We start from the raw sequence: 22,357 nt of genomic DNA, 5'->3' as shown, positions 1-22,357 counted from the left end.
CAAATGAAACTGTATCGTCAGTATTGCGATGGTATGTTTTGTGTGGTCATGCGATTTGTTAAAAATGCTGCTGATGCAGAGGATATATTGCAGGACTCGTTTATAAAGGCTTTTCAGCGGATTGAGCAGTTTAAGGGAGATGTTACGTTCGGGGCCTGGTTGAAAAGGATTGTAGTGAATGGAAGCATTGATTTTTTAAAGTCGAAACACCAGCGAACGGTGGAATTGAACGAAAATTACTTGCAAGTGGCAGAAGAGGATGATTGGTCCGTGGAAGAAGGAATTTCCATTGAACAGGTAAAAGGAGCCATTGAGGAACTGCCACAAAAATATAAATATGTAGTGCAATTGTTCTTGGTAGAGGGATACGATCATTCGGAAATCGCTGAAATTTTGAACATTACAGAAACAGCGTCCAGAACCCGATTGTTAAGAGGAAAAGCGCAATTGAAAGAAAAATTAAAAGATTTGGCCTATGGCACGTGACCTTAGAAAATTGTTTGAGAAAGAAAGGAAGCAGAAACGCTTTACCATGGAGGATGGGCATGAGGACCGGTTTTTAGCTAAACTGGAAAAGGAATTGCCCAATAACCCTCCAAAGAAAAAGGTGTTCTCTCTTTGGATGCAGATAGCGGCCTCCGTTGTTGTGGCACTTGGCTTATCCATTTATTATTTCAACAACACCGACCCCATTGATGTGCCAGAAGGGCAAGTAACGGTTGTTGATCGCGATAGTTCAAATGGTAGTGGTGAGGGGATGTCGTTGGGCGATTTATCACCAGACTTAAAAAAGATTGAAACCTATTACATTACTAATATCAATTTACAACTATCGGATTTGGATGTTGATCCGGAGAATAAAGAACTTATGGACAGCTATATGGAACGATTGGCCGAGTTGAACAAGGAATACCACAGACTAAATGAAGAGTTGAACGAATTGGGTCCCAATGACCAAACCATAAGCGCACTTATCAAAAACCTACAGTTAAGGTTGCAGTTGTTGCAAAAATTAAAATCAAAGTTGAATCAATTAAAATCATCAAAAAATGAACAGGAATCATCAAATATTGTTTAGCGGGTTGCTCCTTGCCTTGGTTGGGTTTACCGGCCATGCGCAGGAGAAATCCAAAACCTACAAGGAAAGTTTCAATGTCAACAAGGATACGGAACTTAACATCAACACCAGTTATGCCGATATTCAATTTGAGACATGGGACAAAGATCAAGTGGAAATTACGGCGGTAATTGAACTAGAAGGAGTGGAGCAAGAGGAAGCCGATTCCTATTTTGAGAAGGACTTGGTCAAAATTATGGGGAATAGTAAGGAAATTGAGGTAAGTACAAAAGGTGCGGGACCCAATTATGCGTTCGATTTTCAAGGGTTTAATATTGATATCCCCGAGATGCCTTCGGTTGCTGAGATTATTGCGAATGTGGAGATTCCGGAACTCCCTGAGTTCACCATCCCGGAAATAAACGTAATGCCTCGCATGCCACCCATGCCACCCATGCCACCCATTGAGTTTGATTATGATGCCTACAAAAAGGATGGGGACAAATACATGAAGGAGTGGAAAAAAGAATTCGATAAAACTTTTGACGAAGAATACAAAGCCCGTTTTGAAGAGTGGGGCAAGCGTATGGAGGAGATGGCAGAAGAGCGAGAAGCTAGAAGAGAGGAGATGAGGGCAGAAAGAGATCAACTCCGTGAAGAGCGGGAGGAAATACGGAAAGAAATGCAAGAGCAGATGAAAGAGCAACAGGAAGAGATTCGCGCCCATCAAGCAGAACTTAGGAAGGAGCAGGCAGAGCTTAGAAAACAACTGCGCGAAGAAACAAGAACAATCCACAGCAGCCCCAATGTGTTCTATTTCTCATCAGATGGGGAGCATAAAGAGTACAAGGTAAAAAAACGAATCATTATTAAAATGCCGAAGTACATCAAGGTAAAAATGAATGTACGCCACGGTGAGGTAAAATTGGCGGAAAATGCCAAGAACATCAATGCAAGCTTGTCCTACGCAAGCTTGCTTGCCTCCACCATTGATGGTGTCAATACTGATATTCGAGTGTCCTACTCTCCCGTGGTTGTGCAAAACTGGAATTACGGCAGCCTTAGTACGGATTACTCCGATAAGGTGAATTTAAAAGAGGTAAAGGAACTAAAATTGCATTCGGTATCATCCAATGTGGTAATTGGTAGATTGGCCAGTAAAGCGATGGTTGTCAATAATTTTGGTGCATTGCACATTGATGAGGTCTCCGATGGCTTCAGCATCATTGATATTTCCATGGAAAATGGGGAGTTGGACTGTAAACTGCCCGAAACGCCTTATACTATCTCCGTTAGCGAAACAACATCTGGATTCCAATATCCGAAAGCATTACAATTGACATCCACCCAAAAAAATGGCGCCAATATCCATACGGGATATCATATCAGTAAAAACGATGGGAAAACCATCAAAATCAACTCCAAATACAGCGAGGTGGTTCTTAAGAACTGATCTTGTTACAAGACTTCCCAAGGGAACCACTTCAAACTTGTTCGGCCCATTCTTTCTTCAACGGCCACAACCTACCTTCCAATTTTAGTGGGCATCTTCTTTCAGGTAGGACTCAAAATTCTTTTTAAAACGATTCAATCTTGGGATTGATACGTTTCTGATATAACTGTTATTTGGATTTCGCTTTTTATAATCCTGATGGTACTCTTCCGCTTTGTAAAACTTTTCAAAAGGTTCTACTTCTGTTACAATAGGGCGATTGCCATAAATATTTTCGGTTTCCAGCTTGTCGATATAGCTTTGAATAATCTTTTTTTCCTTATCGTTTTTATAAAATGCAATGGAACGGTACTGAGCCCCTTTGTCAGGTCCCTGCCTGTTTAGGGTGGTTGGGTCGTGAGAACCAAAAAACACTTGGACCAACTGTGTGAAAGAGATTACTTCTGGGTCATAATATACTTCTACCGCCTCCGCATGTTGGGTTCTACCATAAGAAACCTGCTCGTAGGTCGGGTTTTTCTCAGAACCGCCAGAATACCCTGAATACACTTCCTTGACTCCCTTAACACTTTCGAAAATGGCTTCCACGCACCAGAAACATCCACTGGCAAAATAGGCGGTCTCGTATTTCTGAAGTTGTCCTGAGATCAATTTGGTCTCCAAATGAGGGTCGGATTCTTTTTGGGCAACTTCTTGTTTGCCCGATTTGTTTTTGGGCTGGCAACTTATGGATGCCAATAATAGCAGCATTAAAAATGGAGTTCTCACGATTTTCATTTTAGTTTCTTGTTTAGTTGCAATAAGGTACCAACAATTACTTGGCCGGCCGTTAAAAAATGTTAATCATTTTGATTGATTGTATTTTCTTACAAAGAAAAGAAAATATACCACAATGTTCTGTAAGGGTTTATTATTGCGGGTTTATCGATAAAATGCACATGCGTTCGGTGTGCTGTTTTTAGGGGTAAAATCGTTCGTCGAAGATAAAAAACACTTCATCCGAAAAAAAAATATTCACCGAAAAAAACGGGTTGTTGAGCGATGGAAATCGAGTTGAGCTTGTGCTTGAAAGTAATTTTACATCACAAAACAAACAGAACAATGAAGACAATTTTTACCATCATCGCAGTAACTTTTTTCGGAACTATGGCTTCTGCCCAAGATATTTCCAAAGAGGCCAAAGTGGATGCCCTTACAGTAGGAGTTGAGTTGGATGTAACAATCAGCAACACTATTAGAAAGGATAGAAAAATGGTGAGATTGTACAAGTTTAAGAACTCTCGAATCAAAAAGGAGCTTTCTTTCAAAACCAAAAAGAACAGGGCTAAATTGGCATAATTATGATATTGGATATTTTAATACCCTTTACGGTGTTTTTGAGCGTTGCCTTTGTTTTGGCAAGCATAGCCTTTTCCTTCAGGGAAAGAAAATTTATAGAAGTTTAAGTTTATATCAAAATAAGTATTGGTAAGGTCGGTTTTAAACCGGCCTTTTCTTTTGTAAAAATTTTAATCCACAGAGTTGAACTGTTCTATCACCTCTTCAAACTCAATAGTGTAGTGTGTTCCTTTTTTGGAGTAATCCCTGCTTATTGAGCCCCTAAGTTGGCGTGCTAGATTGTAAATAAGTTTTAATCCCAAGGAATTGGATGTTTTTGGGTTGATTTCTTCCGAATAGCCAACTCCATTATCACCTAGATACATTTTGTAGCGGTTATTCTCCATTTTTTGGACGGATACATGGATTTCTCCATCATTCCCTTCTGTGATGCCATATTTTAAGGCATTGGTAATGGTTTCATTAATAATCAGTCCCAAAGGGATTACCGTATCAATACTCAGTTTGTAATCCGATATGTCCAAGGCAACCTTTACATTTCGGTTGCTTCCTTTTACCGACCTTACCAAGTAATCGCAAAGTTCCCTTACATAAGGTTCCAATTCTATTTTGGAAAGATAGTCATCTCGCTTATAAAGCATCTCATGGACCATGGCCATGGATACGACACGGTTTTGGCTGCTTTTTATGATACTGCTTATTTTACTGTCATCTATTGCCCTGGATTGCAGGCTTAGAAGGCTGGAAACCGTTTGCAGGTTGTTTTTTACCCGGTGATGTACTTCTTTTAACAATGTTTCTTTTTCCTCGATACGCTCTTGGATTTCGTTTCGGGATTTATACAGTTTATGGTGTGCGCTCAAAAGATTTTTACCAAAAACCCCTCCCAATAGATATACGGCAAACATGGCACTCAAATAAGCAAACCAATCTCTTGCTTCCACAGGAACTGTATTCTCCGAAATTGTAAAATCTCCTGTATCATAGAGGAACAAAAGGGTAAGTACTGCTAAATTAAGGATCAGATAGAGTTGACCAAAAACTTTGGTGGTGACATAGCCCGCAAAAACAATTATCGCCAAAACAAAAATAAAGGGACTTTCGATTCCTCCACTGTAAATTGTGATAATGACCGCTCCCAGCATCGAAAGGATAGAGGTGGAGTTATAGGTGAGCACCAAATTCTTGTGCTGTTTGTACAAAAGGGTGTTCAGTAAATTGATCAAAGCATAACCCCAAAAGGTGTAGGGTATGATTCCTCTTATATCCAAAAAGAAAAAACACACCAATCCGAAAATGGCAGCAAAGAAGGATGAATTGTAATTTACCTTAAGTATCAAATCAATCTTGTCTTGTAACCTATATGTATCCTTATTAGGAATTTTCATATGCTGCGTGTGAATGTTCCTCTGCCACAAAAAAGTTGAAAACGGTGTGGTAGAGTAGCTTAATGGGGTGTTTTATGCTGTAAATCTAACCATGTTTTTGATATAAAAAAAGTGGCAGCTTAATAACTACCACCTTTAAAAGTTTTATTTGAGTTTTTCTAGTCGTTGACCAGAACCCATTCTCCTTTGTCTATCAATGGTTCGGCCTGTTTGTATTTTAACGTTTTGCTTTCCCCGGACATTACATTTTTAATGGTAACCCTTTCGTTCCTGCCAATTTTCGGTTTTTCCCGCACAATGGTTTCTGTTATCTGGGGGCGTTGTCCTTGCGTTTGTCCAGCTGCCCTGTTTTGTGCTGCCAATTCGTCGCTGTTCGGAATTTCCTCTTTTGTGGTCTGAAGTTTTTCCTTTGGTCTGCGAACGTTGCGGGCTTCTTGGATTTGAGATGTGTTCTCCGATGGCAATTCTCCTTTGAAAAGGAAGGATATTACTTCTCGGTTCACTTTGTCGATCATTTCCTTGAAAAGTTCAAAAGCTTCAAACTTATAGATCAATAACGGATCTTTTTGCTCGTGAACGGCCAATTGCACGGACTGTTTCAATTCGTCCATTTTACGCAAGTGCGTTTTCCAGGAATCATCAATAATGGCTAGCGTTATGTTTTTCTCAAAATCGGTGATCAACTGCTTTCCATTGGTGTTGTACGCCTTTTCCAGATTGGTAACAACGTTCAAGGATTTGATACCGTCCGTAAAGGGAACTACAATGCGTTCAAACTTGTTGGATTCGTCTTCATAAACCTTTTTGATGACCTGAAAGGCAACGGTGGCACTACGCTCCATTTTTTCTTTGTAGTACTTGTAAGCCTCGTCGTTGACTTTATTGGCAATCTGTTGAAAGCTCATTTTCTTGAATTCTTCTTCATCAATAGGTGAGGTGATGGAGAAGTATTTGATGAGCTCAAACTCAAAGTTCTTATAATCGTCGGCCATTTTATTGGTTTCGGCAATGGCTTCAGAAGTATCATAAATCATATTGGCGATGTCCACCTTTAAGCGTTCACCTTCCAAAGCGTGTCTTCTTCTTTTATAGATTACTTCACGCTGTGCATTCATTACATCATCATACTCCAACAAACGCTTACGGATACCAAAGTTGTTTTCCTCAACCTTTTTCTGGGCACGTTCTATGGATTTGGTCATCATGGAATGCTGAATGACCTCACCATCTTCCAAGCCCATGCGGTCCATCATTTTAGCTACACGGTCCGATCCGAACAAACGCATCAAATTGTCTTCCAAAGAAACATAGAACTGTGAACTACCTGGGTCTCCTTGACGCCCGGAACGACCTCTCAACTGTCTGTCCACACGTCTGGAATCGTGGCGCTCCGTACCAATAATGGCCAAACCGCCAGCTTCTTTCACTTCTGGGGATAGTTTAATATCGGTACCCCTACCGGCCATGTTGGTGGCAATGGTCACGACACCACCTTTACCTGCTTCGGCTACAATGTCCGCCTCTTTTTTATGGAGTTTAGCGTTCAATACGTTGTGAGGCACTTTACGTACGCTCAAAAGTTTGGATAACAATTCCGAAATTTCAACGGAGGTGGTACCAATCAATACGGGCCTGCCCGATTGAGATAGTTTCGTAACCTCGTCGATGATGGCATTGTATTTTTCCCGTTTGGTCTTGTAAATCAAATCATGCCTATCGTCACGGGCGATGGGTCTGTTGGTTGGAATTTCCATCACATCCAACTTATAGATTTCCCAGAATTCCCCTGCTTCTGTAACCGCTGTACCCGTCATACCAGCAAGTTTGCTGTACATCCTAAAGTAATTTTGGAGTGTAACGGTAGCAAAAGTCTGGGTCATGGCCTCGATTTTTACGTTCTCCTTGGCCTCAATGGCTTGGTGGAGACCGTCCGAGTACCTACGACCGTCCATAATACGGCCTGTTTGCTCGTCCACGATCATCACCTTATTGTTCATAACCACATACTCCACATCTTTTTCAAAGAGGGTATAGGCTTTCAACAACTGGGTCATGGTGTGGATACGCTCGCTTTTTACGGCAAAATCCTTGAAGAGTTCTTCTTTGAGCTCTGCTTCTTTTTCTATTTCGAGATCTTGGTTCTCGATCTTGGCTATCTCGCTACCGATATCGGGCATCACAAAAAATTCCTTGTCCTGATCGGCGGAGATGTATTCCACTCCTTTATCGGTGAGCTCTATTTGATTGTTTTTTTCATCGATAACGAACAATAGGTCTTCGTCCACTTTGGGCATTTCCCTATTGTTGTCTTGCATATAGAAGTTTTCGGTCTTTTGAAGCAATTGCTTAACCCCTTCTTCACTCAAAAACTTGATGAGCGCTTTGTTTTTGGGTAGTCCACGATGTACACGTAGTAAAAGGAAACCACCTTCTTTGGTATTTCCTTCCTTTATTAACTTTTTGGCTTCGGCCAATACTCCTGTGAGGTGCTGACGTTGTTTCTGTACAATGTCGGATACCTGTGGTTTGAGCTCGTTGAACTCGTGGCGGTCACCTTCAGGAACGGGACCGGATATGATCAATGGTGTACGTGCATCATCAATAAGAACAGAATCCACCTCATCCACAATAGCGTAATGGTGCGGACGCTGTACCAAATCATCCGGTGTATGCGCCATGTTATCGCGCAAGTAATCAAAACCGAACTCGTTGTTGGTTCCGTAGGTTATATCGGCATTGTAGGCTGCTCTTCTTCCGTCGGAGTTGGGTCTGTGCTTGTCTATACAATCCACAGATAGTCCGTGGAACTCAAATATTGGGGCCATCCAGGCACTATCCCTTTTGGCAAGGTAATCGTTAACCGTTACCAAGTGGGCTCCTTTGCCTACCAATGCATTAAGGTAGAGTGGGAGCGTGGCCACCAAAGTTTTACCTTCACCTGTTTGCATTTCGGCAATCTTGCCTTGGTGCAGTGCAATACCACCAATGAGCTGTACATCGTAGTGCACCATATCCCAAGTGACTTCTTTTCCTGCGGCATCCCATGAGTTTTGCCAAACGGCCTTGTCTCCTTCTAAGGACACATAATCCTTGTCACCGGAAAGTACCCTGTCGAATTCGCTGGCCGTAACCGTTAAGGTTTCGTTGGCAGCAAATCGTTTTGCAGTTTCCTTTACAACGGCAAAGGCCTCGGGAAGGATATCTTCCAAAGTCTTTTCGGAAATTTTATAGGCTTCTTCGTTGAGCTTGTCGATTTCGGAGTAGATTTCCTCGTTACGATCCATGTCGTTGGAATTTTCCACCTCTTTTTTTAGCTCGGCAATTTTATCGTTGATTTCTTTGCAATCCTCTGCTATCCTTGCTTTAAAAGCAGTTGTTTTTTGTCTTAGTTCATCATGCGACAATCCTTCCAGTTGTTGCTCAAAGGATTTTATCTCGTTAACCAAAGGTTGTAACGATTTTACATCCTTCTCCGATTTATCTCCTACAAATACCTTAAGTACGGAATTAATAAAACTCATGAAATGTTTTTTCTTTTGATTGTCAAAAGCTATTCCATTGATGGGATTACGATGGAATACTTTTGCTAGGCTGTCAAAATTACATAAAAAAAAGCCTCAAATGAGACTTTTTAACGGGGTTTGTTTTTTCGGATTTAATATTCGTCCTCATTCCAGAGGTAGTCCTCTTCGGTGGGATAATCCGGCCAAATTTCTTCGATGGATTCGTAAATCTCGCCTCCTTCTTCTTCCATCGATTGTAAATTTTCTACAACTTCCAACGGCGCTCCTGTTCGAATCGCATAATCTATCAGTTCGTCTTTGGTTGCTGGCCAAGGCGCATCACTTAAATATGAAGCTAGTTCTAACGTCCAGTACATAGTAACGGTTTGATTTTAAATTTTTTGCAAAAATAATTTTTAAACCCAATCTGCCAAGTAAAAACACCATTATTTAAAAATTATTTTGTTGTTGACAAAACATTTAGGCTAAAAAAGCGATTTTGTCAGTCCAACTTCTCGGGAATCCACTTGACTTCTTGAGCTTTTAAGTCTTTCGACAATTTACGTGCCAATACGAATAAATAATCCGAAAGTCGGTTGATGTAGGATAGCACATTCTCTGGAACAGGCTCATTCTCGTGTAAATAGGAGATCATACGTTCGCCTCGCCGGCAAACGGTCCTGGCGATATGACAGTATGACACGGTAGTGTGGCCGCCGGGAAGTATAAAATGTGTCATTTCTGGAAGCTCCTCGTTCATTTTATCCATTTCCTGCTCCAAAAATTCAATATCCTCGGAAGTGATTCGCGGAATTTTGAGTCTTTTATCCTTTTTGGGCTCAGTAGCCAATATGGAACCTACCGTAAAAAGCTTTTCTTGTATCAAGGTCAGCGTTTTTTGGGAATGCTCGTCCATCCCTTGATCGCGTAACAGGCCCAGGTGGGAGTTGAGTTCATCAATGGTGCCATAACTTTCAATACGGACGTGATGCTTGGGTACACGGGTGCCAGTAAATAATGATGTGGTGCCCTTGTCTCCGGTTTTGGTATATATCTTCATTTTTTAGTAGTCAGAGATGCTTACTTCTGGATAATACTAATTGTCAATTGATTAATGTTCATTGCTCTTGTCGCGTTGGCGCTTTCCCTCCATAAACTTTCTGGATTTTCTGCGCTTTGTCGCTTTTCGGTTTCTGAACAAAATAATCAAATAGATGAGCCCCAAAACGGCCAATACATACCAAATGGTGTTATCTGATGTCATATTTTCCATAATTTAAAATTACCGTTTTAAATCCGAATCGTGAAATGTTCCTTTGCTTGTTCCTTTCGGATAGCAATGAGTCCGCAATGATACATATCAAAACTTACCGTAATTTCCGGTAAGGCAATCAACTGGTTCCATTGTTCCAAATTTTGATGGCTAACATAAATTGAATCCACTAAAATTAGGCTGTTGTTGTGCAATTTTCCTTCGGAACATATTTTTTGAAATAACAGCGTATCCATTTCATCCACATAAAGAAGGTCGACGGGATTTTCATTGAATTGGATATGAGGAAAGTTCTGTTTTACCAATTCTTTGACTTCAGTTTTATTTTCAATGCTGACATTTTGAAAGCCAAAATAGTCGATGGTCTTGAGCAATACATTGATGCTTTTGTTCTTATGTAACTTTTTTTTGGAGTAGAGACATTGCGTTACATATTGGAACACAAAAGGGGAATGTACTCCATGTTGGTTGGTGGATTTGGCTAAAAAATTCAGATATGAAATGAATCGGAACCACATTTTACCCCTCTAAAATGGAAGAAAGCTCAAACCAGCGTTCTGTTTTTTCCTCGATGGCATCGGTTACTTCTTTGAGTTCGATAGATAGGTTGGCGATTTCGTCTCCGTCCAGTTTAGGGTCCGTAAACTTGTTCTGGAGCTTTGTTTTCTTCTCTTCCAACTTTTGAATGTCCTTCTCCAATTGTTTGTATTCCTTTTGCTCGGAATAGGAAAGTTTGCCGCCGCTGGTGTCCCGCCAATTGTTCTCTGTTTTTTCTGAAGAAGCGGTCTTGTTTTCGCGTTCCTCAATTATTTTACTGCTTTCGTATGTTCTATAATCCGAGTAGTTGCCAGGAAAATCTTCAATAACACCTTCCCCGCGAAATACAAACAAGTGATCTACGATCTTGTCCATAAAGTAACGGTCGTGGGAGACTACGATCAAGCAACCAGGGAAATCCAACAGAAAGCTTTCCAGTACGTTTAGAGTAACAATGTCCAGATCGTTCGTGGGCTCATCCAGGATCAAAAAATTTGGATTTTGGATCAACACCGTGCACAAATACAATCGTTTGCGTTCCCCACCACTCAATTTTTCAACAAAATCATATTGTTTTTTACGGTCGAAAAGGAAACGTTCCAATAATTGCTGGGCAGAAATTTGGCGTCCTTTTTTCAAGGGAATGTAATCTCCGAACTCGCGAATCACATCAATTACCTTTTGACCTTCTTTGTCGGGGATGCCCTTTTGGGTGTAGTATCCAAATTTAACTGTGTCGCCGACCACCACTTTTCCTCCTTCAATATCTTCCTGTTGTGTGAGGATATTCAAAAAAGTGGATTTCCCTGTTCCGTTTTTTCCGATGATTCCGACCCGTTCACCTTTGGTGAAGTTGTAATCGAACTTATCCAATATGGTTTTATCTCCGTAGGATTTGGAAATATTGTGCAATTCCAAAATCTTACTGCCCAGGCGTTCCATGTTCAGTTCCAGTTGCACCTCGTGCTCTTGGCGGCGTTGGTGGGCACGTGCTTTTATTTCGGCAAAATCATCAATACGCGATTTGGATTTTGTGGTACGTGCCTTGGGCTGTCTGCGCATCCAATCCAACTCCTTTTTGTAGAGCATTTTTGTTTTTTGCTGTTCCACTGCCTCACGCTCCATTCGGGCCTCTTTTTCGCTTAAATAATAGGAGTAATTGCCCTTGTAGGTGTACAGTTGGTTGTTGTCCAACTCCAAGATTTCATTGCACACCCTGTCCAAAAAATAACGGTCGTGCGTCACCATAAATAAAGTGATGCTTTCTTTGGCAAAATAAGCTTCCAGCCATTCGATCATTTCAAGGTCCAAATGGTTGGTGGGCTCATCCAGAATCAACAAATCAGGTTTGTTGAGCAGGGCATTGGCCAAGGCCAAGCGTTTTTTTTGTCCGCCCGAAAGCGTACTTACCTTGGCATCGAGTTTGGAAAGCTGTAATTGAAAAAGGATTTGTTTGTATTGCGTTTCAAAATCCCAGGCATTAAGCCGCTCCATGGCCTCGAAGGCTTTTTGGTATTGTTCGGTGTCGTCAGGATTGTCGACGGCCTTTTCATAGGCGGCGATTACCCTCAGAATATCATTGTCCGTAGCGAAAATGGTCTCCTCAATGGTCAAATTCGGGTTCAGGTCGGGTTCTTGCTCCAAAAATGAAATTTTGATGCCCTTTCGGGTGGTCACTTGGCCTGTTTCGGAGGTGTCCTTTCCGGACATTATATTAAGGATGGATGTTTTCCCGCTTCCATTTTTGGCAATAAGCGCAATCTTTTGATCCTTATTGATTCCAAAGGAAATATCGGAGAAGAGCACCAGCTCACCATACGATTTTGATATGTTTTCGACCGTTAATAAGTTCATGGGTGTTGTTTGTGGACCAACTTTATAATTTGGAATACTTGATCATGTACAGGTATCGGATGGTCAGGGTCAAAAGTAGTGGAATCAGCACAGGAGAAAAAATCTGCACCTTAATTATCCACAGCAAAAGCATGATGACCATTAGCCCTAGAGCGGACCATAAATATTTTGGTGCCCATTTTGGTACTTTATCTTGAAACACTACAGCAAAGGCAACTATCATGTTTACGGGAAATGCCCATAAAATGTTGAAATTGTATGGGGTAGAGGTATGATCGGCCGCTACCCAAAGCAGGAATAAGAACGTTCCTGCAAATCCGGTTATGAACAATAGGGAAAAGTCCAACCAACGGCTTCTTGCTTTGTGTTTGTAATCAAAATAGGTGATGATACCGGTAAACGCCATCAGCAAAATAAACCAAAACAGTGGGGAGAGCGGGAAAAAGCCTTTTAGGATGTGTTCATTGTAATCCAAAATTGTCCGCTCTCGCTTTACCAATGGTTTTCCGTTTAAAGTGGTGTTTCGAAATTGTTCCATGGCGTAGTAGGGCAAAAACATGTGCTCCCGCACGGTGGCCTTTCTATCTACGGGCGACCCAAAGGCCAAATCAATACCGAACATGGACCAGGTGTTTACATCCATAAACTGGCGCACCAATTGCCGGAAAGTATATCTTTTTTCTAAATGGGAGTCATCAAAAACAATGGCGTCACCAAATTGATTTTTTAAAATATCCCCTGTTATGCTGGAACAGTTGTTCAGCAAAGGATCATACAGGTAATCCCGATTTTCGGGCAGATAGTTTTCTTCAAAAAAAGTTAGGAGTTGGTTGCGTTGTTCCAAGTCGAGGTCCAAAATTTGCTCTTTTACCCATCTTTTCTCCAATTCGTATTCGTACAGAAATGCTTCAAAACTTCTACGGGAAAGGGAATAAATCATTTTTCCCTTGGTGAAATTCAGGTAAAAATTAGGTTGGTCAAAATCGAAAGTACCATAATTATAGACCACATCGATGCCCAAGGCGGGGTCCTGCACCCGAAATGCACTATGCCCAAAGGCAGAATAAAGTTCGTCACCAGCGGCACAGGTGAGAAGGCTTATTTTTGAATTTTCCGTAAGTTGGGGAGCTTGAGAAAAGAGGAACTTCCCGATAATGAAGAAAAAAAATAAAAGATGGAGCTTTCGTCTCATTCCGATTTTTATCAGAGCAAATATCAGAATAAAAATGACTCGGTCTACCATCTGTTGCCCACAGTTTAATTTTTCCATTATTTTTACGGAAATCTTAGCTGTATGAAGTCCTATATTCCCAACTTTTTAACCTTGCTCAATGTGTTGAGCGGCTGCATTGCTACAGTGTTTGCAGTACTCAATCATTTGGAATGGGCCGCACTTTTTGTGTTTATCGGGATTTTCTTTGATTTTTTTGATGGCTTGGCGGCTCGTGCTTTGAATGTGCAGAGTGAGGTTGGGATTCAGTTGGATTCCTTAGCAGATGTGATTACCAGCGGTTTGGTACCTGGAGTGGTTATGTTCCAATTGTTGAGCATGGCAGAACGTGGTGGATGGAACCTTGGATTTATTGGGCACGATACGGAGTTGACCTTTTTGCCTTTTGTGGGTTTTGCCATTACCTTGGCTTCTGCATACCGATTGGCCAAATTTAATGTGGATGAGGACCAAGTGTCTTCTTTTGTTGGGCTGCCAACCCCAGCAAATGCACTTTTGATTCTCTCGTTGCCGATGATTCTCTTGTATCATAACAACGAGGTGCTGAACAACATTATCCTAAACCCGTGGTTTTTGGTGATTTTGACGGTTTTGAGCTCTTACTTGTTGAACTCGCCCATCAAACTATTTGCTTTAAAGTTTAAAAACAGGAGTTTTAAGGATAATGGAATCCGTTATTTGTTTATTGTTGGAAGTTTGGTGCTCTTGTTAACACTACGCTTTTTGGCGATTCCTGTAATAATCTTATTTTATGTCTTGGCTTCTTTGTTGATGCCTTCGGAAAAGTAGGTTTAGAGCCTGTTTAGGAATTTGTCAATTGTTTTGTTATGCCCCTTTTTGCGCATTTCTTCGTTATAATTTTGAACCTTAGCCACGGCTATGCTTAAAAATCATGCCTCAAACTGCATCAAAAATGCCCTATATCAATTCCAATCACAAATTCCTAAACAGGCTCTTAGAAATCCAATTTCTTTTTCCGTAGCTCAAAGTTCTGGCCCAAGTACACTTTTCTCACCATTTCATCCATAGCGAGTTCTTCGGGAATCCCTGCTTTTAGGATACCACCTTCGAACATCAGGTAAGAGCGTTCGGTAATGGCCAAGGTTTCCTGTACATTGTGGTCGGTGATCAAAATACCGATGTTTTTGTTCTTCAACTGGGCCACAATACGCTGAATATCCTCCACGGCTACGGGGTCTACCCCGGCAAAAGGCTCGTCCAGCAAAATAAATTTAGGGTCGGTGGCCAATGCGCGTGCAATTTCGGTACGGCGGCGTTCACCACCAGAGAGTAAATCCCCACGGTTTTTACGGATATGTCCCAAACCAAATTCATCGATCAAGGATTCCATCTTCATGTGCTGCTCCTTTTTACTCAAGTTGGTAAGCTGGAGTACGCTCAAGATGTTTTTCTCGATGCTCAATTTTCTGAAAACGGAAGCCTCTTGCGCCAAATAACCGATACCGTGCTGTGCCCTTTTGTACATGGGGAAACTGGTAATATTGGTGCCATCCAAGTAAATATTTCCGCCATTGGGTTTTATCAATCCCACAATCATGTAGAACGAAGTGGTTTTACCCGCTCCGTTGGGGCCCAAAAGCCCAACAATTTCACCTTGGTTTACTTCCAGGGATATGCCCTTAACAACTTTTCGACCGCGGTAGGCCTTCATTATATTTTCTGCGCGTAGCTTCATAGGAACTTGCCAAAACTAAACATATTCTTTTTCTGCCGTATGGTCTTTTGGTTTTTTTTAAGCTTCGGTTTCCTCCAAATCCTCCCAATACTCGTAGGCACGCCGTAAATGAGGTATTACAATGGTCCCGCCCACCAAAGTGGCAATGCCCAAGGTTTCCATTACCTCTTCTTTGTTGGCACCGGCTTCTTTGGAGCTTTCCAAATGGTACTTTACGCAATCGTCGCAACGGAGCACTGCTGAGGCGACCAATCCCAGTAATTCTTTGGTTTTGACATCCAAGGCACCTTCCATAAAGGCGTTGGTGTCCAGATTAAAAATACGTTTTATGAGCTTGTTGTTCTCGGCAAGCAGCTTATCGTTCATTTTGGCACGATAGGCATTGAACTCTTCTACTTTATTTGGCATTGTTTCTGGCTTTCTCTTTTTTTGCTTCGTTTTTAACTACCATTTTGGAAATGAATATGCTCACCTGATACAAAATAAGTACAGGGATACAGACAATAATTTGACTGGTTATGTCCGGAGGTGTAATGATTGCGGATAGAATCAAAATGATTACCAAGGCTATTTTTCTGTATTTTTTTAGGATTTCGGGGGTTACCAATCCCACTTTGGTCAAAAAGAAAATAACGATTGGCAATTCAAACATGATTCCACAGGCGATCACCGAAGCTCTTACTGTTCCAATATAGGAGGCTAGATCGATTTCGTTCAATACTTCTTTACTGACTTGGTACGACCCTAAAAAGTTGATGGATAAAGGAGCCACGATATAATATCCAAACAGTACGCCAAGAAAGAACAATCCCGAGGCGGTAATAATGAATCCCCTGGAATGTTTTCTTTCGTTCTCGTAAAGCCCAGGGCTGATGAATTTCCACAATTCCCACAAAATATAAGGAAACCCAAGGATTACCCCCGCCCAGATGGATGTCCAGATATGTGCGGAGAACTGTCCAGCCATCAAACGGCTCTGAATGGTAAACGGCATTGAATCGCCACAGAATTCGGAATCTACCCCAAAGAACTTTCCGATGTTACAAAAGAACTGATAGGTAGGAAAGTCCATGTTCTTGGGACCGAATAATATGGTGTCAAAAATAAAGCCCCTGAATACAAAGGCAAAACAAGCAATGATCACAACTGCCAAAGTGGAGCGCACCAAATGCCAACGCAATTCTTCCAAATGATCCAAAAAGGACATTTCATCCGGATTTTTTCTTTCTCTTTTAGCCATTATAGGATTCCCTCGTTTATAAGGTTATGGATGTGGACCACTCCGGCATAGGTGTCGCCATCAAAGGCCAATAATTGGGATATGCTCTTTTCCTGCAATAGTTTTAAGGCCTTTACGGCCAAAGTATCTACGTCTATTGCTTTGGGATTGGAGGTCATAATGTCCCTTGCGGTAAGTCCATTTATATTATCGTATTTGCTCAACATTCTTCGGATATCTCCATCGGTTACAATGCCGACTACTTTGTCCTTGTCCATTACAGCGGTAACGCCCAACATTTTTTCGGATATTTCTACGATAACCTCTTTAATGTCCGAGTTAATGTCAACTTGTGGTTTTTGGTTGTTCACCACAATGTCTGCAACGCGCAAATATAGTTTCTTTCCCAATGCTCCGCCAGGGTGGTACTTGGCAAAATCGGAACTGCTGAATCCCTTTAGCTCCAATAAACTGATAGCAAGTGCATCGCCCATGGACATTTGGGCCGAAGTACTGGTGGTAGGTGCCAAATTATTGGGGCAGGCCTCTTTTTCCACATAGGTGTTCAGGACAAAATCGGCCTGTTTGGCCAATACGGAATCCATGTTCCCGGTAATGCCGATAAGCTTGTGCTTTCCTACTTTGATTAAAGGAAGCAAAGCTTTGATCTCTGGAGTGTTCCCACTTTGTGACAAACAGATGACCACATCGTTTTGTTGAATGGTGCCCAGATCGCCGTGAATGGCATCCGCGGCATGCATAAATATGGCCGGGGTTCCTGTGGAGTTCAATGTCGCTACAATTTTGTTGGCTACAATGGCGCTCTTGCCCACTCCGGAAACAATGACCCTTCCTTCCGATTCCAAAATGTACTTTACTGCATGTGCAAATTGATCGTCCAACAGACTGATCAAATTTGCTACGGCCTTGCTCTCTATTTCAAGGGTCCGTTTGGCTATGGATAAAATTGACTTAATGTCGCTCAAAGTAATTAACCGATTAACTGATTGTATTCCTAAAAGAATGTCTTATATTTAAGATTACAAAACTAATCAAACTATCTTTTACAGACTATTCTAGAAGTGAGAATAGATTCATCTGTATTTGAATGGTTTAAAATAAAAGCTTCAACTGCCTTTTAGGCTGCTTGTAACAAATTGAAAATGCGGAAATGAGCCTAATGAACACTGATTTGCACTCCTCGCTCAAAAAATATTTTGGTTTCTCAAAATTTAAAGGATTACAGGAAGATGTAATCCAGAACATTCTTAGCGGCAACGACACTTTTGTGATCATGCCAACAGGCGGTGGAAAATCCCTATGCTATCAATTGCCGGCAATTATGAAAGAAGGAACAGCAATTGTTGTTTCTCCTTTGATCGCCTTAATGAAAAACCAAGTCGATGCCATACGCGGCATATCCGAACAGCATGGTATTGCACATGTGTTGAACTCTTCCCTGACCAAAACAGAGGTAAAACAGGTTAAAGAAGATATTACCAACGGTATTACCAAATTGCTTTATGTGGCCCCGGAATCCTTGACCAAGGAGGAAAATGTGGATTTCCTAAAAAATGTGAAACTTTCCTTTGTTGCGGTAGACGAGGCCCATTGTATATCGGAATGGGGGCACGATTTTAGACCGGAATACCGAAACCTACGGGGCATTATAAACAGACTTGGGGACAATATTCCTATTATAGGTCTTACCGCTACGGCCACACCCAAAGTGCAAGAGGATATCATCAAAAATTTGGGTATGACGGATGCCAAAGTTTTCAAGGCATCGTTTAACCGCCCTAACTTATTTTATGAAGTTCGTCCCAAAACCAAGGATGTAGATGCCGATATTATTCGTTTTGTAAAGCAAAATCAAGGAAAATCGGGAATCATATATTGCCTGAGCCGTAAAAGAGTGGAGGAATTGGCACAAGTACTTCAGGTAAACGGCGTAAGCGCAGTTCCGTATCATGCCGGTTTTGATGCCAAGACTCGCTCCAGATATCAGGATATGTTTTTGATGGAAGAGGTTGATGTGGTTGTGGCAACAATTGCCTTCGGAATGGGAATAGATAAACCCGATGTGCGTTTTGTGATCCATCATGATATTCCAAAAAGTATTGAAAGCTATTACCAAGAAACCGGACGTGCCGGTAGAGATGGGGGCGAGGGACATTGTTTGGCCTATTACGCCTATAAAGATGTGGAAAAGCTGGAAAAATTTATGTCAGGAAAACCCGTGGCGGAGCAAGAAATCGGCAATGCTTTATTGCAAGAAATTGTAGCCTATGCCGAAACATCCATGTCCCGTAGAAAATTTATACTGCATTACTTCGGTGAAGATTTTGATGAGGAGAATGGAGAAGGGGCCGATATGGACGATAATGCCAGAAACCCCAAACCGAAGGAAGAGGCCAAGGAGCAGGTTATTAAACTTTTAAGTGTGGTTAGGGATACCAAAGAAAAGTTTAAGACCAAAGAAATTGTCAAGGTTTTGATTGGTAAAACCAATGCCATGATATCCTCGCATAAAACTGATGAAAAACCCTTTTTTGGAATTGGTAAGGACAATGACAAGGAATTTTGGATGGCCTTGACCAGACAGGTTCTGGTAGCGGGGCTTCTGAAGAAGGAAATTGAACGATACGGGATTCTCCATTTAACCGAATTGGGTGAAAAGTACTTGGAGAATCCAGAATCATTTATGATGACGAAGGATCATGTCTACTCCAAAGAAGAGACTGGAAATATTGTTACGGCCCAGAAATCCAATGGGGCTGTTGCGGATGAACATTTATTGAAACTACTCCGTGACCTTCGAAAAAAAGAGGCGCAAAAACGGGATGTGCCCCCTTTTGTGGTTTTCCAAGACCCATCCTTGGAGGACATGTCGCTAAAGTACCCCGTAACCATGGAAGAATTGATAAATATTCAAGGAGTTGGTGAGGGAAAAGCAAAAAAATATGGGAAAGCTTTTGTGGAGCTGATTTCCAAATATGTGGATGAAAATGATATTACCAGGCCCGATGACCTTGTAGTGAAAAGTACCGGGGCGAATTCTGGACTTAAACTTTATGTAATTCAAAGTGTGGACAGAAAACTGCCGTTGGACGATATAGCCTCTGCCAAGGGATTGGAACTACCGGAGCTTATTAAAGAAATGGAACAAATCGTGTTCAGCGGTACCAAGTTGAACATTGGCTACTGGATAGATGAAATCTTGGACGAGGACCAACAAGAAGAAATCCACGATTACTTCTTGGAAGCGGAAACAGATTCCATTTCTGCCGCCATTGAAGAATTCGAAGGCGATTACGAAGACGAGGAACTCCGCTTGTACCGTCTAAAATTTATAAGTGAAGTGGCGAATTAAAATTCGCCACTTAACTCACCTGTAGTAATTGCCGCTACAATAAATCCAAAGTAAAGAATTACGAATACCAAGGAGATAAGTGATAAAGCCAATCCAATATAGGAAAGGATTTTACCCGTTTTTACATTGCTGTAATCGGTATAATTTTCTGGGTTTTGTTGGTACAATTGGTTGGCAGTCTTGGCTTTCACCAATCCTATGATGCTAAATATAGCACCAAAAGGGCCACAGCATACCAAAGTGAGGACAATGGAGAGAATCCCCATTGTCAACACAGTGCTTGCCCCAGGTAAGGGTTGTTGGTTCATTTTATTTTCTAGTTAAAGGTTAAAATCCTGCCTTTGCCGGCAGGCCTGCAAACTTGCCTAAAGGCGGTCAGGTTTTATTACAGTTACTTTTGTGTTTATATAAATGTCCTCTCTCCGGTCTCCCCAAAGGGAGAAACTTTTCTCCTTTGGAGGGATTGAGGGAGGACTTGATTCCCAATGACAAAGAATTTCATTCTTATCTTTAAAACTATGGATTTCAAATCCAATAGTGGTTTATTTATTTTATTGATATTGTTCTGTCATTTCCTGTACTTTTTCCATATAGCCTTCCCAGCCTCCCATTTGGTTGATCGACCATAAAGTATACAATAGATAAAGTAGTCCAATGACCATGCCTATTATCGCAAGTATCCTAACTGTTTTTAGTGTGCTGTAATTTTTGTATACCTCTGGATTTTCAGCATACGTTTTTTCATCTTTTTTGACCAAAAAGAAAGCTATTCCAGCTAGAACAAGACCGGGTGCTCCCCCGAAACAGCAGCAAAGAAATGATAAAATGGCCAAAACTAGGGCGATAGTTACATTAGGTAAATTTTTTTGTTCCATGGTTAATAATGTTTAATGGATAAATTTGAATATATAATTTATTAAAATTAGAGCAACAGTTGCTACGCCTAAACCGGTGATCAATCGGTTGTCTACCTTTAAATTGAATACTTTATTGCTAATGATCATGACAAACAGAGGTATAATGGTATAAATAGCCGGATACATCTGAAAAGCCGCCACAAACTCACCATGCAACAACAAATCAACGGAGCGTTGCAACCCACAACCTGGGCAATCCACCCCCAATATTTTTTTATTGAGGCACGGCAGCATGTAGTTTTCTAAACTAAAGGCGTTTATGGTTGGTGTTAGGTTCATCATAGGCTGTAGTGCCCGAAAAATACTATTATTTTTGTATTCGGGTTTAATTTTTACATCATTTTTTACCACAGCGATCAATTATGGGCAAATTTTCTATTGGAGATAGGGCAGAGGTGTTGGACGAAGCAATTGCGGGAATTGTACAAAAAGTGGATGGTGACAGGGTAACCTTGATTACCGATGATGGTTTCCCCATGCAATATGCAATCAGTGACCTTGTCAAAATCGAAGGCCATATTTCGGTGACTAATTATGAAGTGGCCAAAATCAAAAAAGAAAAGGAATTGCCCAAAAGAAGAAAAGCACCGACCATAAAACCCAAAGAGCGCAGCGCTCCCAAAATGGAGGTGGACCTACACATTCATCAATTGGTTAAATCCAGTAAGGGAATGAGCAATTACGATATGCTGAACATTCAATTGGATACGGCCAAACGGCAATTGGATTTTGCGATACGAAAACGCATCCAACGAGTAGTGTTTATCCATGGGGTGGGTGAAGGCGTTCTAAAAGAGGAATTGCACTACTTGTTCAAGAAATATGACAATGTGGAATTTTACGATGCCGAGTATCAAAAATACGGATTAGGTGCCACCGAGGTTTATATTTATCAGAACAGCTAGTTGGGAACGGTGGTGGTCACCTCCCCAAACTCGTTTATGGCCAAATTGGTAATGCGTTCCCCGTTGCCGGTAACAAAAGATATTCCGCTCAGGCTAATGTTGTGAACAAAAAGGGTGCTGTCGTTTTCGGCCAACATGGTTTCCACGATTACCAATCCATCTTCCGCAACAACTTCATCAATAACTGTGGGTTCTACTACTGGAATATCATCACAGAAATAAGCATTGTCCACAGCATCCGAGAAAACCCTGTAAGTAACTTGAGATTGACCGGGCACTGTACTTTCGGTGACAATGGTGTCTCCTACAACACCATTGTTCAAGACCCCACTTTGCAGTTGTAAGATAAGGGCTTCGCTCTCATTTATTTTGAACATCAGATTTCCTGCGTTCCTGACCGGGGCAGAGCAATATTGAACGGCAACACTGTCAAAATCAATGGTTTCAATCTGAAGGTCGCCATCACTGCAAGAAAATAGCAAGCCCAAAGTAAGAATTGAAAAGATAAATTTTCTCATGCGCCAAATTTAAAGCAATTCCATTATAATACGCCAATACTAAGATCTACTTTAAAAGAAATTAACTTTATTTCCCGTATTTTTACCCCTGTTAA

24 protein-coding genes are annotated in these 22,357 nt (G+C 41.3%); 7 read left to right on the top strand and 17 right to left on the bottom strand.

Going from position 1 to position 22,357, the window contains the following annotated elements:
- Positions 1-3: 3 nt before the first annotated feature.
- From AC13CS_RS05380 to AC13CS_RS05370, 3 genes are read left to right on the top strand one after another with little or no spacing between them, the layout of a single operon-like run.
- Complete coding sequence (locus AC13CS_RS05380; RefSeq protein WP_482888685.1) at positions 4-486, top strand: RNA polymerase sigma factor; 483 nt, start codon at positions 4-6, stop codon at positions 484-486.
- Positions 476-1,078 carry a hypothetical protein gene (locus tag AC13CS_RS05375; RefSeq protein WP_293168286.1) on the top strand — a complete coding sequence of 201 codons (603 nt, stop codon included), beginning with the start codon at positions 476-478 and terminating at the stop codon, positions 1,076-1,078. Before AC13CS_RS05380 ends, AC13CS_RS05375 begins: the two co-directional genes overlap by 11 nt.
- The gene (locus AC13CS_RS05370; RefSeq protein WP_293168284.1) at positions 1,050-2,510 is read left to right on the top strand and encodes a hypothetical protein; all 1,461 of its coding nucleotides are present in this window, start codon (positions 1,050-1,052) and stop codon (positions 2,508-2,510) included. Before AC13CS_RS05375 ends, AC13CS_RS05370 begins: the two co-directional genes overlap by 29 nt.
- A gap of 84 nt (positions 2,511-2,594) precedes the next feature.
- Here AC13CS_RS05370 and msrA read toward each other — a convergent pair whose 3' ends face one another.
- Positions 2,595-3,287, bottom strand: coding sequence for a peptide-methionine (S)-S-oxide reductase MsrA (gene msrA / locus AC13CS_RS05365; protein WP_293168282.1), 693 nt, complete (start codon positions 3,285-3,287; stop codon positions 2,595-2,597).
- A 324-nt stretch (positions 3,288-3,611) separates the two neighbouring features.
- On the opposite strand from msrA, the gene AC13CS_RS05360 reads away from it, so the two are divergent.
- Complete coding sequence (locus AC13CS_RS05360; protein WP_163625819.1) at positions 3,612-3,848, top strand: hypothetical protein; 237 nt, start codon at positions 3,612-3,614, stop codon at positions 3,846-3,848.
- A gap of 170 nt (positions 3,849-4,018) precedes the next feature.
- Here AC13CS_RS05360 and AC13CS_RS05355 read toward each other — a convergent pair whose 3' ends face one another.
- The 8 genes from AC13CS_RS05355 to AC13CS_RS05320 all read right to left on the bottom strand — a co-directional run bounded on the left by AC13CS_RS05355 (position 4,019) and on the right by AC13CS_RS05320 (position 13,595).
- A complete protein-coding gene (locus AC13CS_RS05355) occupies positions 4,019-5,236 on the bottom strand; it encodes a sensor histidine kinase (RefSeq protein WP_293168279.1) in 1,218 nt (405 codons plus the stop codon).
- 158 nt (positions 5,237-5,394) lie between these two features.
- Positions 5,395-8,757 carry a preprotein translocase subunit SecA gene (gene secA, locus AC13CS_RS05350; RefSeq protein ID WP_293168277.1) on the bottom strand — a complete coding sequence of 1,121 codons (3,363 nt, stop codon included), beginning with the start codon at positions 8,755-8,757 and terminating at the stop codon, positions 5,395-5,397.
- Positions 8,758-8,891: 134 nt separating this feature from the next.
- A complete protein-coding gene (locus AC13CS_RS05345) occupies positions 8,892-9,116 on the bottom strand; it encodes a DUF2795 domain-containing protein (protein WP_013551418.1) in 225 nt (74 codons plus the stop codon).
- Between the two features lie 125 nt (positions 9,117-9,241).
- Positions 9,242-9,799 carry a cob(I)yrinic acid a,c-diamide adenosyltransferase gene (locus AC13CS_RS05340; RefSeq protein ID WP_293168275.1) on the bottom strand — a complete coding sequence of 186 codons (558 nt, stop codon included), beginning with the start codon at positions 9,797-9,799 and terminating at the stop codon, positions 9,242-9,244.
- Positions 9,800-9,850: 51 nt separating this feature from the next.
- Positions 9,851-10,003 (bottom strand): hypothetical protein, encoded by a 153-nt coding sequence (locus tag AC13CS_RS05335; RefSeq protein WP_293168273.1) that lies wholly within the window; start codon positions 10,001-10,003, stop codon positions 9,851-9,853.
- A 26-nt stretch (positions 10,004-10,029) separates the two neighbouring features.
- Positions 10,030-10,530 (bottom strand): hypothetical protein, encoded by a 501-nt coding sequence (locus AC13CS_RS05330; protein WP_293168271.1) that lies wholly within the window; start codon positions 10,528-10,530, stop codon positions 10,030-10,032.
- A gap of 1 nt (position 10,531) precedes the next feature.
- Positions 10,532-12,403, bottom strand: coding sequence for an ABC-F family ATP-binding cassette domain-containing protein (locus tag AC13CS_RS05325; RefSeq protein ID WP_293168269.1), 1,872 nt, complete (start codon positions 12,401-12,403; stop codon positions 10,532-10,534).
- A 22-nt stretch (positions 12,404-12,425) separates the two neighbouring features.
- Entirely contained in the window at positions 12,426-13,595 is a 1,170-nt protein-coding gene (locus tag AC13CS_RS05320) for a lipoprotein N-acyltransferase Lnb domain-containing protein (protein WP_293168267.1), read from the bottom strand.
- 102 nt (positions 13,596-13,697) lie between these two features.
- Between AC13CS_RS05320 and AC13CS_RS05315 the strand changes: the two genes are divergently transcribed.
- Entirely contained in the window at positions 13,698-14,423 is a 726-nt protein-coding gene (locus AC13CS_RS05315; protein ID WP_293168265.1) for a CDP-alcohol phosphatidyltransferase family protein, read from the top strand.
- A 166-nt stretch (positions 14,424-14,589) separates the two neighbouring features.
- On the opposite strand, the gene lptB is transcribed toward AC13CS_RS05315, so the two are convergent.
- The 4 genes from lptB to AC13CS_RS05295 are packed head-to-tail and all read right to left on the bottom strand — an operon-like array spanning position 14,590 to position 17,535.
- Positions 14,590-15,330 carry an LPS export ABC transporter ATP-binding protein gene (gene lptB / locus AC13CS_RS05310; RefSeq protein WP_293168263.1) on the bottom strand — a complete coding sequence of 247 codons (741 nt, stop codon included), beginning with the start codon at positions 15,328-15,330 and terminating at the stop codon, positions 14,590-14,592.
- A 57-nt stretch (positions 15,331-15,387) separates the two neighbouring features.
- Positions 15,388-15,738 carry a carboxymuconolactone decarboxylase family protein gene (locus AC13CS_RS05305; RefSeq protein WP_163625810.1) on the bottom strand — a complete coding sequence of 117 codons (351 nt, stop codon included), beginning with the start codon at positions 15,736-15,738 and terminating at the stop codon, positions 15,388-15,390.
- Positions 15,728-16,570 carry a twin-arginine translocase subunit TatC gene (gene tatC, locus AC13CS_RS05300; protein WP_293168259.1) on the bottom strand — a complete coding sequence of 281 codons (843 nt, stop codon included), beginning with the start codon at positions 16,568-16,570 and terminating at the stop codon, positions 15,728-15,730. Before tatC ends, AC13CS_RS05305 begins: the two co-directional genes overlap by 11 nt.
- A complete protein-coding gene (locus AC13CS_RS05295) occupies positions 16,570-17,535 on the bottom strand; it encodes a KpsF/GutQ family sugar-phosphate isomerase (protein WP_293168257.1) in 966 nt (321 codons plus the stop codon). Before AC13CS_RS05295 ends, tatC begins: the two co-directional genes overlap by 1 nt.
- Positions 17,536-17,720: 185 nt before the next feature.
- Here AC13CS_RS05295 and recQ point away from each other — a divergent pair, with 185 nt between their 5' ends.
- Positions 17,721-19,922, top strand: a complete 2,202-nt coding sequence (recQ, locus tag AC13CS_RS05290) for a DNA helicase RecQ (RefSeq protein WP_293168255.1) — start codon at positions 17,721-17,723, stop codon at positions 19,920-19,922.
- Here recQ and AC13CS_RS05285 read toward each other — a convergent pair.
- The 3 genes from AC13CS_RS05285 to AC13CS_RS05275 form a co-directional block, all read right to left on the bottom strand.
- The gene (locus AC13CS_RS05285; RefSeq protein WP_293168253.1) at positions 19,919-20,230 is read right to left on the bottom strand and encodes a CCC motif membrane protein; all 312 of its coding nucleotides are present in this window, start codon (positions 20,228-20,230) and stop codon (positions 19,919-19,921) included. The two genes, recQ and AC13CS_RS05285, sit on opposite strands and share 4 nt — an antisense overlap.
- Before the next feature lie 243 nt (positions 20,231-20,473).
- Positions 20,474-20,797 carry a CCC motif membrane protein gene (locus AC13CS_RS05280; protein ID WP_293168251.1) on the bottom strand — a complete coding sequence of 108 codons (324 nt, stop codon included), beginning with the start codon at positions 20,795-20,797 and terminating at the stop codon, positions 20,474-20,476.
- A 12-nt stretch (positions 20,798-20,809) separates the two neighbouring features.
- Positions 20,810-21,190 carry a DUF2752 domain-containing protein gene (locus AC13CS_RS05275; protein ID WP_313790358.1) on the bottom strand — a complete coding sequence of 127 codons (381 nt, stop codon included), beginning with the start codon at positions 21,188-21,190 and terminating at the stop codon, positions 20,810-20,812.
- 11 nt (positions 21,191-21,201) lie between these two features.
- Here AC13CS_RS05275 and AC13CS_RS05270 point away from each other — a divergent pair, with 11 nt between their 5' ends.
- Positions 21,202-21,744, top strand: a complete 543-nt coding sequence (locus AC13CS_RS05270) for a Smr/MutS family protein (protein ID WP_293168249.1) — start codon at positions 21,202-21,204, stop codon at positions 21,742-21,744.
- Here the strand turns inward: AC13CS_RS05270 and AC13CS_RS05265 are convergent.
- Complete coding sequence (locus AC13CS_RS05265) at positions 21,741-22,262, bottom strand: hypothetical protein (RefSeq protein WP_293168247.1); 522 nt, start codon at positions 22,260-22,262, stop codon at positions 21,741-21,743. The genes AC13CS_RS05270 and AC13CS_RS05265 overlap by 4 nt on opposite strands.
- Positions 22,263-22,357: the final 95 nt, after the last annotated feature.

This window comes from Flagellimonas sp. B-3 (genome assembly GCF_056857835.1).
The sequence above is the reverse complement of the archived record's forward strand: the minus strand, read 5'-3'. Positions and strand labels throughout refer to the sequence as shown.

Excerpts from the sequence above, each read along its gene's own strand:
- AC13CS_RS05320 (WP_293168267.1), bottom strand. The coding sequence starts at position 13,595 with ATGAGACGAAAGCTCCATCTTTTATTTTTTTTCTTCATTATCGGGAAG.
- AC13CS_RS05345 (WP_013551418.1), bottom strand. The coding sequence starts at position 9,116 with ATGTACTGGACGTTAGAACTAGCTTCATATTTAAGTGATGCGCCTTGG.
- AC13CS_RS05375 (WP_293168286.1), top strand. The coding sequence starts at position 476 with ATGGCACGTGACCTTAGAAAATTGTTTGAGAAAGAAAGGAAGCAGAAA.
- AC13CS_RS05370 (WP_293168284.1), top strand. The coding sequence starts at position 1,050 with ATGAACAGGAATCATCAAATATTGTTTAGCGGGTTGCTCCTTGCCTTG.
- tatC (WP_293168259.1), bottom strand. The coding sequence starts at position 16,570 with ATGGCTAAAAGAGAAAGAAAAAATCCGGATGAAATGTCCTTTTTGGAT.
- AC13CS_RS05330 (WP_293168271.1), bottom strand. The coding sequence starts at position 10,530 with ATGTGGTTCCGATTCATTTCATATCTGAATTTTTTAGCCAAATCCACC.
- AC13CS_RS05380 (WP_482888685.1), top strand. The coding sequence starts at position 4 with ATGAAACTGTATCGTCAGTATTGCGATGGTATGTTTTGTGTGGTCATG.
- AC13CS_RS05270 (WP_293168249.1), top strand. The coding sequence starts at position 21,202 with ATGGGCAAATTTTCTATTGGAGATAGGGCAGAGGTGTTGGACGAAGCA.
- AC13CS_RS05305 (WP_163625810.1), bottom strand. The coding sequence starts at position 15,738 with ATGCCAAATAAAGTAGAAGAGTTCAATGCCTATCGTGCCAAAATGAAC.
- AC13CS_RS05340 (WP_293168275.1), bottom strand. The coding sequence starts at position 9,799 with ATGAAGATATATACCAAAACCGGAGACAAGGGCACCACATCATTATTT.
- AC13CS_RS05315 (WP_293168265.1), top strand. The coding sequence starts at position 13,698 with ATGAAGTCCTATATTCCCAACTTTTTAACCTTGCTCAATGTGTTGAGC.
- AC13CS_RS05360 (WP_163625819.1), top strand. The coding sequence starts at position 3,612 with ATGAAGACAATTTTTACCATCATCGCAGTAACTTTTTTCGGAACTATG.
- AC13CS_RS05265 (WP_293168247.1), bottom strand. The coding sequence starts at position 22,262 with ATGAGAAAATTTATCTTTTCAATTCTTACTTTGGGCTTGCTATTTTCT.
- secA (WP_293168277.1), bottom strand. The coding sequence starts at position 8,757 with ATGAGTTTTATTAATTCCGTACTTAAGGTATTTGTAGGAGATAAATCG.
- msrA (WP_293168282.1), bottom strand. The coding sequence starts at position 3,287 with ATGAAAATCGTGAGAACTCCATTTTTAATGCTGCTATTATTGGCATCC.
- AC13CS_RS05285 (WP_293168253.1), bottom strand. The coding sequence starts at position 20,230 with ATGAACCAACAACCCTTACCTGGGGCAAGCACTGTGTTGACAATGGGG.
- recQ (WP_293168255.1), top strand. The coding sequence starts at position 17,721 with ATGAGCCTAATGAACACTGATTTGCACTCCTCGCTCAAAAAATATTTT.
- AC13CS_RS05280 (WP_293168251.1), bottom strand. The coding sequence starts at position 20,797 with ATGGAACAAAAAAATTTACCTAATGTAACTATCGCCCTAGTTTTGGCC.
- AC13CS_RS05335 (WP_293168273.1), bottom strand. The coding sequence starts at position 10,003 with ATGACATCAGATAACACCATTTGGTATGTATTGGCCGTTTTGGGGCTC.
- AC13CS_RS05325 (WP_293168269.1), bottom strand. The coding sequence starts at position 12,403 with ATGAACTTATTAACGGTCGAAAACATATCAAAATCGTATGGTGAGCTG.
- lptB (WP_293168263.1), bottom strand. The coding sequence starts at position 15,330 with ATGAAGCTACGCGCAGAAAATATAATGAAGGCCTACCGCGGTCGAAAA.
- AC13CS_RS05355 (WP_293168279.1), bottom strand. The coding sequence starts at position 5,236 with ATGAAAATTCCTAATAAGGATACATATAGGTTACAAGACAAGATTGAT.